Source organism: Achromobacter sp. 2789STDY5608615, assembly GCF_001298995.1.
GTDB classification, from domain to species: Bacteria; Pseudomonadota; Gammaproteobacteria; order Burkholderiales; family Burkholderiaceae_B; genus Achromobacter; species Achromobacter insuavis.
Genome location: NZ_CYTY01000056.1, coordinates 15,125 through 28,324, shown reverse-complemented (window position 1 = coordinate 28,324; position 13,200 = coordinate 15,125). Strand labels below are relative to the sequence as shown.

Here is a 13,200-nt window from a genome sequence, read left to right as displayed (position 1 = left end):
TCGCGGCTGCCGTTGCCGAACTGGCCCTGGTAGCCCAGCCCGATCGAGGCGTTCTTCGAGACCGCGATCTCGGCGCCCAGTTCGGTGACGGCGGCGTTGCGCGCCACCGGCGTGCCGGCCACCGTGAAGGACGGGCCCGAGCTGAAGGCCATGGTGCGCTCGGGATCGACATCGCCCATCGCGTGGCGCCAGCCGAGCGAGGCGCGCAGGCGCGCGGGTGCGCCGGCGATCTCGGTGTCCAGCTTGCCGCGCAGGCCCACGGTGGTGGTGGTGATGTCGTTGCTGTCGCTGCCCGCCGACAGCGCCGCCGATCCGCCGTTTTCCGAGAAGCCGCCCATGCGTTGCTTGATCCAGGCGGCGCCGACGAACGGCTCGACCGTGGCCCGCGGCGACACCGGAATGGCGTAGCCCAGTTCTCCGAAGATCTGCGTGGTGTTGCCGTCGTACTTGGTCTTGAGCTCCTGGTTCTGGCCGGCCAGTGTCAGGTCGCGGCGGTTGTCGATGCGGTGCCAGCTGTAGGCCGCGCCCGCCATCAGGTTCCAGGCCGAGCCGCCGGGCTGCACGAACGACTTGCCGCCGAACAGCGAGACGCTGTAGCTGTCGACCTTGGCGCGGGCATTGCGGCTGTCCTGCCAGATGGTGCTGTCCTGGTAGCCCAGCGCCATGCCGACGCGCCAGCCGTCGCCGACGCGGATATCGCCGCCGGCCTGCACGCCGCCCACGCGCTGCTTGTAGCTGGGCGCGTTGCCGTCGCCGTCCTGGCTCTGCCAGTTGCCGATGACCTCGGCCCAGATGTTGCGCTGGCAGGAGAAGCGCTGCGAATAGCCGCCGTTGGTGCGCAGCGCTTCGTCGCACGGACGTCCGTCCTGCGTGTTCTCGCTTTGCAGGCTGTCGCGCAGGTGGTTCAGCGGCAGGGCGCGGGCCGATTCCGAGCTGCGGATCAGCGCCGAGGCCAGCGAGGCGTGGCTGTCGCCGGACAACTGCTTGAACGCGGCGGCGGCCTCGTCGGCGGTCAGCCCGAGCAGGGCGCCATACAGCGCCGAGTTGGGGTCGATGCCGCCCAGGGCGCCTGCCACGGCGCGCTGGTTCGGCGTCTGCGCCACCGAGCCGAAGCCGGTCTGGTTGCGGGTGAAGGACACCGTGACGTTGTTCGGATCGTAGCCGACCGCCGCGTCGACGAAGGCCAGCTGCGGCAGGACGGTGCTGGCGAACACGCCCTGGCGGCCCTGGTCGGCGGTCAGCACCGTAAAGGTGTCGTTGCCGGTCAGCGGGCCGTTGCTGGTCACCTTCAGCGTGCCGCCGAGGGCGGCGGTGCCGGTCACGTGCACGTTGGGGCCGGCGTTCGGACCGACGCCGACCGCCAGCGTGGCGCCCGCGCCGTTGCTGAAGTTGTTGCTGACCTTGAGCCCGCCGCCCGCGCCCGAGCCGCTGACCACGGTGCCGGCGTTGGTCAGGCTGGCGATGGTGCCGTAGCCGGACAGGGTGCCGCCGCTGTTGACCTGCACGGCGGCGGGCAGGGTGGCCGGCGCCTGGGCGCTGCCCAGTTGCAGCGTGCCGCCGTTGATCGCGACGGTGCCATTGAAGGTCTGCGATCCGCCCACGCCGAGCGAGCCGCCGCCTTGCTTGACGATAGTGCCGGCGCCCGCGAGCGACCCCGAGAAATTGCCGTCCGAGCCCTGGTTGAACACCAGCGTGGCGTTGTTGGTGATGGCGCCTTGCAGGCTGCTGGTGTCGCCGATCAGGGTGCCGGCGTTGATGCGGGTGCCGCCGGTGTAGGTCGACGGCTGGGTCAGCGTCAGCGCGCCGGCGCCGTCCTTGACCAGTTGGCCGCCGCCGCTGATGCCGCCCGTCATGGCGCCATCGGCGCCCTGGTTCATGCGCAGGGTGGTGCCGGCCGAGGTGCTGACGTTGCCCTTGACGCTGGCGCTGTTGCCTTCCAGCGTGCCGCCGGCGATCACCGTGCCGCCGGCATAGGCGTTGACGCCGTTCAGCACCAGGGTGCCGTCGCCCTGCTTGAGCAGCGCGCCGGTGCCGTTGATGGACTGGTTCAGCGTGAACGTCTGGTTGGCCGCGACGATGTCCAGGCCGCCGCCGGTGCCGTCGAGCGAGATCGTCCGGGCGGTGGTGGCGTAGCCGGCATCGGCGATGCGCAGCGTGCCGCCGTTCAGCGAGATCGCGCCGCCATTGCCCAGCTGGCTGTCCTGGGTCACCTGCAGCACGCCGCTGCGGATCGAGGTGTTGCCGGTGTAGGTGTTGTTGCCGGCCAGGATCAGCGTGCCGCCGTTGCCTTTCTCGATGCCGCCCGCGCCGGTGATCGGCGCCGCGATGGTGGCGGTGCCGCCGGCCTCGACCCGGAACGGGGTCAGCGCCTGGGCGATGCCGAGCTGTCCGCCGGCGCCCGCGGCCAGCGTGTAGCCGCTGGTCAGGAACTGCACGCCGGTGACCGCCTGGCTGCCGTCGATGGTGACGGTGCCGCTGGCGCCGGAGAAGGCCGCGTACTTGCCGTTCCAGTGGCTGGCCAGGTTGCCGCTGGCGTCGGTCCAGTTGTTGCCCGCGGCATTCCAGGTTCCGCTGCCGCCGGCGATCACGCCGTCGGGCGTGGTCTTGGCGCCGTTCCAGAACAGGATCTCGCCCGGCTGGCTTTGCAGCACCAGGTTGACCTGGTTCGGCTGGTTCTGCAGGGTCAGGTTGGCGCTGGTGTAGCCGGACGGCAGGACGCCATAGGTCAGGCCGGCGCCGGTCATCGTGCCGGCGTACGAGAACAGGCGATAGACGCCGGTGCCGAGATTGCCGCCGTCGTAGATGTTGAGGATGCCGTTCAGGGCCAGGTTCTGCCCCACGGTCACGGCGGTGGTGGCCGAGTTCGGCGCGCCCAACGTGAAGTCGAGCTGGGTGCCGGTCGACAGGTTCAGGTTCTGCGCGAACGAGATCGGATTGCCCGGCGTGCCCGCCACCAGGTGCGCGCCGTTGCCCAGCGTGACGTCGGTGGCGACCGAGCCCGAGCCGCCCAGCGAACCGCCGGCGTTGACCGTGACGTTGCGGCCGCCCAGCGTGCCGTTCACCAGCAGCGTGCCGCCGTTGACGGTGGTGCCGCCGCCGACCGTGTTGTTGCCGGTCAGCGTCAGGTTGGCCGAGCCGTCCTTGGTCAGCGTGCCGGTGTTGTTGCCGGTGGTGGTGATGTTGCCGCCATAGGTGCCGTCGGCGCCGGTCTGGTTGAAGATCAGCGCGCTGCCGTCGACGATGTTGATGTTGCCTTGCAGGCTGGTGGCGTTGCCCGCCAGCGTGCCGGCGTTGATGGTGGTGCCGCCCGTATAGGTGTTGGCGCCGGTCAGGGTGACCGTGCCGCCGCCGTTCTTGGTCAGGCTGCCGCCGCCGGAAATCACGCCGCCGAAGCTGCCGTCGTCGCCCGTGGCCTGGTTGAACACCAGGCTGGTGCCGGTCGCGGTGCCGATGGCGCCGGTCAGGCTGTGGGTGTCGCCGATCAGGGTGCCGCCGGCCAGCGTGGTGCCGCCGCTGTACTGGTTCTGGCCGCTCAGCGTCAGCGTGCCGGCGCCGGACTTGGTCAGGCTGCCGGCGCCGGTGATGTTGCCGGCCAGCGTCAGGTCGTTGGCGCCGGACACGGTCAGCGCCGCGCCCAGGTTGACCAGGTTGGCGAGCGCGACGCCGGACGCGCCGGCCTGCAGGGTGCTCGCGCCGGTCACCGACAGGCCGCCGCTGCCCAGCGCGGTGTTGCCGCCGGCGACCAGCGTGCCGCCCGCCAGGGTGGTGCCGCCGGTGTAGGTGTTGGCGCCGTTCAGGGTCAGCGTGGAGGTGCCGGTCTTGACCAGCGGACCGCTGCCGTCGACCACGCCGGCCAGCGTCAGGCTGTCGCTGCCGTTGACCGTCACGCTGCCGCCCAGGGTCACGTTGTTGGTCAGGGACGCGTTGCCCAGGCCGCTCAGCGTGGTGCCGGCGGCGGCCGTCAGGGCGCCGCTGCCGAGCGCGCTGCTGCCGCCCACGACCAGCGTGCCGCCCGCCAGGGTGGTGCCGCCGCCGTAGTTGTTGCTGCCGGTCAGGGTCAGCACGCCGGCGCCGGTCTTGTCGATCGCGCCGGCGCCGCTGATGACGCCGCTCAGTCCCAGGTTGGCGCCGGTGACGGTGGTGGTGCCGGCGCCGAGCGTGACGGCGTTGGCCAGGGTCACCGGGGCGGTGGCGGACAGGGTGGCGCCGCCGCTGGTCGTCAGCGTGCCGCTGCCCAGCGCGCCGTTGTTGCCCACCGCCAGCGTGCCGCCGTTCAGCTGCACGCCGCCGCCGAAGCTGTTGGCGTTGCCCAGCGTCAGGGTGCTGGCGCCATTCTTGACCAGGCTGCCGGCGCCGTTGACGGCGCCCGCCAGGGTCAGGTCGTTGGAACCCGGCAAGGTCAGGGCGCCGTTGAGCACGACGGCGTTCTGCAGTTGCGTCGCCGCGCCGGCATCGAGCTGCGTGCCGTCGGCGGCGATCAGGCTGCCGGTGCCCAGCGCGGTGTTGCTGCCGACGGTGATCTGTCCGGCCGTCAGCTGCGTATTGCCCTGATAGCTGTTGTTGCCCGCCAGCGTCAGGGTGCCGGTGCCGGTCTTGACCAGGCCGCCGGCGCCCGACAGGCTGCCGCCCAAGGTCAGGGCCTGGCTGCTCTGGACCGTCAGGTCGCCCTGCAGCACGGCATTGTTGGCCAGCGTCAGCGCGGTGTCGTTGGCCAGCGTGGTGCCGGCCGCGGCCGTCAGCACGCCAGTGCCGAGCGCGGTGTTGTTGCCGACCTTGAGGGTGCCGGCCTGCAACTGGGTGCCGCCGACATAGGTGTTGGCGCCGTTCAGCACCAGGGTGCCCGCGCCGGTCTTGGTCAGCGTGCCGGCCGCGGTCGTGCCGGACACCACGCCGTTGACGGTGTAGACCGCGGCCGCATCGGCCACGTCGACGCCGCCGGCCCCTTGCAGGGTCCAGGCGCGGCTCGCGGCGCCCGGCGCCGTGCCGGCGTAGCGCAGCGTGCCGCCAGCGAAGACGACGCCGTTGGCGGCGTCGCCCAGCTGGTTGTCGGCGCTGATCTGCAGCACGCCGCCTTCGAGGCGGGTGTTGCCGACGTAGGTGTTGGCCTTGGTGAAGATCAGGGTGCCGGCATCGCGCTTGGCGATATCGACACTGCCGCTCAACACGGTGTCGAGCGTGGCGGTGGCGTTGGGCTCGACCCGCAGGGTCGCCACGCCGTCGCTGCCGGCCTGCGCGGTGAGGCCGCCGGCGCCGGTGATGATGTAGCCGTCGGTGGAGAACTGCAACCCCTGGAACTGCTGGTTGGCGGCGACCGTGACGGTGCCGGCGTTGCCCTGGAACACGCCGAACTTGCCGCCCCAGGCCTCGGCCGCCTGCGTGGTGGCGTTCTGCCAGGTGGTGCCCGCGGTGGTCCAGGCGCCGTTGCCGCCTTGCCAGAACTGGATCTCGCCCGCGCTCGACTGGTTCAGCACGTTGATCTGGCCGGTGATGCCGGTCTGCAGGCTCAGGTTCGGCGATGCGCCGGTGCCCAGCGCCAGGCCGGCGGTGTTGCCGTTGCCGGTGTAGGTGACGATACGGTAGACGCCCACGCCGAAGCCGGGGGCCTGGGTGACGTTGACCTTGCCGTTCAGGGTGACGTCGCCATACACGTTGACCAGGCTGCCGGAATAGGGCGCGCCCAGCAGCGCGTCGATGCTGGAGTTGCTGTCGACCGTGAGCGAGCCGAGCGTCAGGCCGCCAGGGTTGGCGGAGCTGACCGCCAGGCTGCCGCCATTGAGGATCGACACGTTGCCGCTGGCCGTGCCGCTGCCGGTCAGCGTCGAGCCGGCGCCATTGACGTTGACGTTGGCGTTGGCCAGCGAGCCGGTCAGGTTGACCGTGCCGCCGTTGATGTTGAAATCGCCGCTGTTGGTGCTGGCGCCGCCCAGCGTCAGGGTGCCGGCGCCGGTCTTGGTGATGTTGCCGGCGCCGGCCAGCACGCCGCCGAAGAGGCTGTCGCTGGCGCTGCCCAGCGAGACGTTGGCGTCGGCCTGCAGCACGCCATTGCCGGTCAGGCTGGCGATGGATTCGGCGCCGGTCAGTTGCAGCGTGGCGCCGCTGTCGATGCGCACGCCCGAGGCCGAGCTGATGGCGTTGCCGCCCGCCGCGACCAGCGTGCCTTGCGCCACGCCGATGCCGCCGGACAGCGTGTTGCCGCCGCTCAGCGTCAGGCTGCCCGTGCCGGTCTTTTCCAGGTTGCCCGCGCCCGACAGCACATTGCCGAAGGCGCCGTTGGCGTTCTGGTTGAAGGTCAGGGTGGTGTTGGCGGCGGTCGCGACGTTGCCGCGGATGCTGCCGGTGTCGCCGGTCAGGCCGCCCGCGTTGAGCTGGGTGTTGCCGGTATAGGTGTTGGCGCCCGTCAGGGTGAGCGTGCCGCTGCCTTGCTTGATCAGGCCGCCGGCGCCGCCGATGACGCCGGCCAGGGTCCAGTTGCCCGCGCCGGTGGCGGTCAGGGTGTTGTTGAGCGTGACGTTGTTGGCCAGCGTGACGCCGTCGGCGGCGGTCAGGCTGGCCGCGCCGTTGACCGTCAGGGCGCCGGTGCCCAGGGCGGTATTGCTGTTGGCGGCCAGCGTGCCGCTGGCCAGGGTGGTGCCGCCGGCGTAGTTGTTGGCGCCGGACAGCGTCAGGGTGCCGCTGCCGTTCATGACGAGGCCGTTGGCGCCGCTGACGGTGCCGCCCAGGGTGACGTCGTTGGCGCCGCCCACGGTCAGGTTGCCGCCGTTGAGCGCGACGTTGTTGGCCAGCGTGACGGCCTGGGTGCTGGTCAGCGTCGAGGCGCCGGCCACGGTCAGCGTGCCGCTGCCCAGGGCCTGGCCCGAGCCCACGCGCAAGCCGCCTTGCGCCAGCGTGACGCCGCCCTGGAAGGTGTTGGCGCCGCTCAGCGTCAGCGTGTTGGCGCCTTGCTTGACCAGCGATCCGCCGCCCGCGACGATGCCGCTCAGCGCTACGTCCTGGGCGCCGGAAACCGTCAACGCGCTGCCGTTGAGGGTCACGTTGTTGGCCAGCGTCACGCCGGTCAGCGCCTGCAGCGTGGCGCCGTTGACCGTCAGGGCGCCGCTGCCCAGCGAGGTGTTGGCGCCGACCACCAGGGTGCCGCCGTTGACCTGGGTGCCGCCGCCGAAGGTGTTGGCGCCGGCCAGCGTCAGGGTGCCGGCGCCGCTGGCGCTCAGGCCGCCGGCGCCGCCGATCGCGCCGGCCAGGGTCAGGTCGTTGGTGAGATCCAGCGCCAGGCCCTGGTTCAGCATCACGTTGTTGTTCAACGTGACGGCCTGGGTCGAGCCCAGCGTCGCCGCGCCGGTGACCGTCAGGTCGCCGCTGCCCAGCGCCGCGCCGTTGCCGACCCGCAGGGCGCCGGCGGCCAGGGTGGTGCCGCCCTGGTAAGTGTTGGCGCCGTTCAACGTCAGGGTCGAACTGCCGCTCTTGAGCAGCGAGCCGGCGCCGTCGATGGCGCCTGACAAGGTCAGGTCGCGCGCGCCGTTGACGGTCAGCGCGTTGTTCAGCGTCACGTTGTTGGCCAGCGCGATGGCCGGGCCGCCGGCGATGCCGGCCAGCGTGGCGGCGCCGTTGACTTGCAGCGCGCCCGAGCCGAGCGCCGTGCCGGACCCCACCACCAGGCTGCCGCCGTTGAGTTGCGTGCCGCCCTGGTAGGTGTTGGCGCCGGTCAGGGTCAGGCTGCGGCCGGCCGCGCCGGCGATCAGGCCGCCAGCGCCATCGATCACGCCGGACAAGAGGGCGTCGTGCGTCTGCGCCAGCGTCAGGTTGGCGCCGCTGGCCACCGTGATGGCGTTGCCCAGCGTCAGATCGACGCCGCCATCGAGCGCGGCATTGCCATTGACGGCCAGCGGGCCCAGGCCCAGCGCCTGGTTGTTGCCCAGCAGCAGGGTGCCGCTGTTCAGCTGGGTGCCGGCATGGGTGTTGATGCCGTTCAGCGTGAGCGTGCCGCTGCCCGATTTGATCAAGGTGCCGGCGCCGCCGAGGGCGCCGTTCAACGTCAGGTTGCCGCTGCCGCCCGTGGTCAGGTTGGCGCCCAGCGCCACGTTGTTGGCCAGGGCGACGCTGCCGTCGGACAGCAGGCTCGATGCCCCGGCGACGGTCAGCAGGCCCGTGCCCAGCGCGGTGTTGCTGCCGACGCGGATCGCGCCCGCGGACAGGGTGGTGCCGCCGGCATAGCTGTTGGCGCCGTTGAGCGTCAGCGTGCCGTTGCCCTGCTTGGCCAGGGCGCCGGTGGTGCCGGCCACGACGCCGTTGAGCGTCAGGTCGTTCGAGCCCAGATGGGTCAGCGTGTTGCCGGCGCCGATGAAGACATCGTTGGCCAGCGTCACGGCGGCGGAGCTGTCCAGCGCGCCCGAGCCGTTGATGTTGAATGAACCGCTGCCCAGCGCGGTATTGCTGCCGACCGACACCGTGCCGGCCGCCAGCGTGACGCCGCCGATGGCGCTGTTGTTGCCGCCCAGCGCCAGGGTGCCGGCGCCCAGCTTGGTGACGCGGCCCGCGCCGGTCAGGGCCTGGTTCAGCGTGAAGACATTGCCGGCGTCGGCAATGTCGAAGCCGGCGCCCGCGCCGACGTCGATGGCGCGGCTGGTGCCGGTGTAGCCGGTGCCCGTCACGCGCAGCGTGCCGCCTGCGAAACCGAGCGCGCCGCCCGCGTCGCCGAGATTGTTGTCGGCGCTGGCCTGGAGCACGCCCTCGCTGATCAACGTGCCGCCGGTATAGGTGTTGGCGCCGCCCAGCACCAGCGTGCCGAGGTCGCGCTTCTGCAATTGACCGGCGCCCTTGATGGCGCTGTTGATGGTGCCGGTCATGGTCGGGTCGACGCGGAACGTATTCGGCCCCGTGGCCAATTGCAGGCCGCCGCCGGTCAGGGTGTAGCCATCGGCGAAGAACTGCATGCCGGTCACGGCCTGGTCGCCGGTGAGGGCGACGTTGCCGCCGGCGGCGCCGCCGAACACGGCGTACTGGCCGCCCCAGGCCTGCGACAGGTTGCCCGACTGATCGGTCCAGTTGGTCTGGCCCGCCGCCCAGGTGCCGCTGCCGCCGGCCAGCACGCCGTCGGCGGCGGTCTTGGCGCCGTTCCAGAACTGCACGTTGTTGCCGCCCGCGGCCACCACCAGGTTCACCTGCTGGTTCACCGCCGTCTGGATCTGCAGGTTGGCGGGCAGGGTGCCCGGCGGCAGGCTGCCCAGCGCCATGCCATTGTTGGTCAGCGTGCCGGTATAGCCCAGCAGGCGATAGACGCCGACGCCGAAGCCGCCCTTGTCGGTCACGTTGAGATTGCCGTTGAGCGTCACGTTGCCATTGACCTGCACCAGCGCCTGCGGCGTGGGCGCGCCCAGCGACACATTGAATTGCGAGCCAGCGCTCATATTCAGGCCGCCCAGCGTCAGGGTCTGGCCGGTGGTGCCCGTCAGCGCGCCGCCGGTGGCGATATTGGCCACGCCGGCCACGCTGCCGGTGCCGCCCAGGCTCGCGCCCGCGCCCACGTTGACCTGCGAGCTGGTCAGCGAGCCGGTGACGTTCAGGCTGCCGCCGGCCACGTTGAACAGGCCGGTCTGCGTGTTCACGCCCGACAGCGTCAGCGCGCCGGTGCCGTTCTTGACGATGTTGCCGGCGCCGCTGAGCACGCCGCCGAAGACGGAGTCGGCGTTGTTCTGCCCCATCTGCATGGTGGCACTGGCGCCCAGCGCCAGATTGCCGGCGCCGCTGAGCGAGCCGAACGTCTCGCTGTCGGTCAGCCGCAGCGTGGTGCCGGCCGCCAGATTGACGGCCAGGTTGTCGGCCAGCGCCTGTCCGCCGCGCGTTTCGACCGTGCCCGACAGCAGGTTCAGGCCGCCGGTGAAGGTGTTGATGCCGTTCAGGATCAACGTGGTGTTGTTGCCCAGCACGTCGACGCTGCCGCTGCCGCTGATGGCGCCGCTGTAGGTCGCGTTGGCGCCTTGCGCCAGCACCAGCTTGCTGTTGTTGAGCACGCTGGCGCCCAGGCTGCCGGTGCCCGCCTGCAGCACGCCGGCATTGATGGTGGTGTTGCCGAAGCTGTTGGCGCCGGTCAGCGTCAGGGTGCCGGCGCCGTTCTTGATCAGATTGCCCGCGCCGTTGATGGCGCCGTACAGGCCGATGTTGTTGCCGCTGTCGACGGTCAGGTTGCCGTTGAGCGCGACGTTGTTGGTGAAGTTGCGGTTGGCGGTGCTTTGCAGCGTGGCGTTGCCGCCGATGGTCAGCTGGCCGCTGCCCAGCGCCGTGTCGCTCGCGGCGATCAGCGTGCCGGCATTGAGCGTGACGCCGCCCGCGTGGTTGTTGTTGCCGGACAGGGTCAGGATGCCGTTGTCGTTCAGGGTCAGGCCGCCGGCGCCGCTGAGCGCGCCGGACAGCGTCAGTCCCTGGCCGCCGGTGTTCAGGCCGAGCCCCGCGCCCAGGCGGATGTTGTTGGCCACGTTCAGGCCGCCCGCGGCCAGCGTGGCCGCGCCTTCCACGTCCAGCAGCCCGGTGCCCAGCGCCAGGCTGTTGCCCAGCGTCAGCGTGCCGGCGTTGAGCAGCACGCCGCCGCTATGCGTGTTCTGGGTCGCCAGCGTCAGGTTGGCGGCGCCGTTCTTGATCAGCTGGCCGCTGCCGGAGAGGGCGCCGGCCAGCGTCAGGTCCTGCGAACCGAGGACCGACAGGTTGTCGTTCAGCACGAACTGGTTGCCCAGGCTGACGACCGCGCCGGCGTCGAGCGCGGTGGCGCTCTGCACCACGGCGGTGCCGGTGCCCAGGGCATTGTTGGCGCCGGCCACGATGGCGCCGCCATTGAGCGTGGCGCCGCCGAAGGTGTTGCCGGCGTTGAGCGTCAGGGTGCCGCTGCCGGTCTTGACCAGCGAGCCGCCGGCGCCGGACAGGGCGCCATTGAGCGTCAGGTTGTTGCTGCCGGCGATGGTCAGCGCGTTGCTCAGGGCGAACGTGTTGGATAGCGCGATGTTGTTGGCCAGGCTCGACAGGGTCACGGCGCCATTGACGGTGACGCCGCCGCTGCCCAGGGCGGTGTTGCTGCCCACGTTCACGCTGCCGCCGCTGAGGGTGGCGCCGCCGCCGAACGTGTTGGCGCCGTTGAGCGTCAGCGCGCCCGCGCCGCTCTTGACCAGCGAACCGCTGGCGCCGCTGAGCAGGCCGTTCAGGGTCAGGTCGCTGGCGCCGTTCAGCGTCAGCGTATTGTTCAGCACGATGGCGTTCTGCAGCGCCATCGAGGCGGTCGAGGCCAGGCTGGCGGCGCCATTCACGGTCAGCGCGCCGCTGCCGAGCGCGCTGTTGTTGCCGACGATCAGGCCGCCCGCGTTGATCTGGGTCGCGGCGTGGCTGTTGGCGCCGCTCAGGGTCAGTATGCCCGCGCCGTTCTTGACCAGCGTGCCGGCGCCGGTGAGATTGCCCGTCAACGCCAGGTTGCCGGTATTGGCCAGGGCGAGTGTGGCGCCCAGCCCGATGTTGTTGCCGATGCTGGTGGCGCCCACGGCTTGCAGCGTGGCGGCGCCATAGACCGCCAGGTCGCCCAGGCCGAGCGCGGTATTGGTGCCCAGGACCAGTGTGCCGCCGCCCAGCCGCGTGCCGCCGGTGTGGGCGTTGGCGCCGTTGAGCGTCAGCGTGCCGGCGCCCGACTTGTCCAGGTAACCGGCGCCGCTGGTGGCGCCCGACAGCGTCAGGTCGCTGGCGCCCTGGATGCCCAGGCCGTTGACGCCGAGCGCGATCGCATTGCTCAGCGACAAGGCCTGCGTGCTGGCGATGGCGCCGCCGTTGGCGGTCAGCGTGCCGCTGCCGAAGGCGCCCGCGTTGTCGAAATTGACCAGGCCGCCATTCAGCGTGGCCTGCGCCGTCACCAGCGGGCCGCTGACGTTCCAGGTGCCGCCGTTGACGATCAGGTTGTTGAAGTTGATGTAGGTGGCGGAACTGGCGGTGCCGCCGCCGCTGACGCCGCTGGCGCCCGGGTTCTGCAGCACCAGCGTGTTGTTGCCGTTAGCGCCGCCGTCGACCAGGCCCAGCGCCGAGAAATTCAATGCCACGTTCGCGCCGAGTCCGTTCAGGTTGGCGCCCACGCCGATGCTGGTGGCGCCGCCCTGGCTGACGGACGAGCCGGTCACCGCGGTGAAGGTGTTGGTGCTGTTGATGCCCATGTGCACGCTGCCGTTGATGGTGCCGGCATTGGTGAAGGTATTGCCTGAAACGGAGCGGCCCAGGCCGACGCGGCCGTTGATGACGGCGCCAGCCGCGTTGGTCACGGTGATCGGCGCGCCGCCATAGGCGGCGATCACGGGGCTGCTCAGCAGCGCGCTCAGGTCGGGCAGCAGGCCCGGACGGATCTCGATGAGGTTGGTATTGGTGATGTTGATGGTGCCGGTGGCGTCACTCATGGCCACCAGCGCGGCGCCGCCCACGCCGGTCAGGAGCGGCAGGCCCAGCACCGACAGGCCGGTGCCGCGCAGCGCGCCGTTGTTGTTGACGACCACCGAGCCGCCATTGGTGGTGTTGCCCAGTTGCGCGCCGGTCGCGCCCAGGCTGAGCAGTCCGCCCAGCCCCAGGCCCGGGTCGACGGTGCCCTGGTTGGTTAGGCTGGTGTTCTTGCCGCTCAAGGTGATCGACGGGCTGACCAAGGCGGACGAGGACTGCCCGCTGGCGGTGACCAGCACCGAGGCGCCGTTCACGTTGGTGTTGACGGTGTTGATGTTGGGAATCGGGAGCAGGACGACGGCGTCGTTGCACAGGATCGATGTGCCGGAGGTGGTGCACGCCAGCGCGGCGGGAACCGGGGCCAGCAGCAGGATCAGCGCCTGCCACGCGTAGTTGAGGGAAAGGAAAGAAAAGCCATGCCGGTGGCCAGGTTTCATCTCAGCTCCAGAAACACAATGGGCCTTTCCTGGAGCACCGGATCGCCAATCTTGCCCGGTGCCTGGAATAGGCGATTGCTGCACATCGGGAAGCGCGAGCGGCGGTGGTTTTATTAGGTGCCGCTTTTAAACCTGGAGTCAGTTTGAAAGGAATCTGACGAGATGATCTTTAAGAATTTCGCGTAAATAGTAACTATTATTTTCAGAAATCAGGCGATTTCTCTCATATTGAAACTTTCAAATAGATACTGAAATTACTAATGGTAAATATAATTGGAAATAATCGTCGAAAGGTGAGTTTCGCTCAATAAGGGCTGTT

At 70.4% G+C, this 13,200-nt stretch carries 1 protein-coding gene; it reads right to left on the bottom strand.

The window, feature by feature from the left end; translation table 11 throughout:
• Nucleotides 1-12,881 (bottom strand): autotransporter-associated beta strand repeat-containing protein (locus AOZ49_RS33920; RefSeq protein WP_054479281.1); only part of this gene is annotated, 12,881 nt, incomplete at its 3' end.
• Nucleotides 12,882-13,200: the final 319 nt, after the last annotated feature.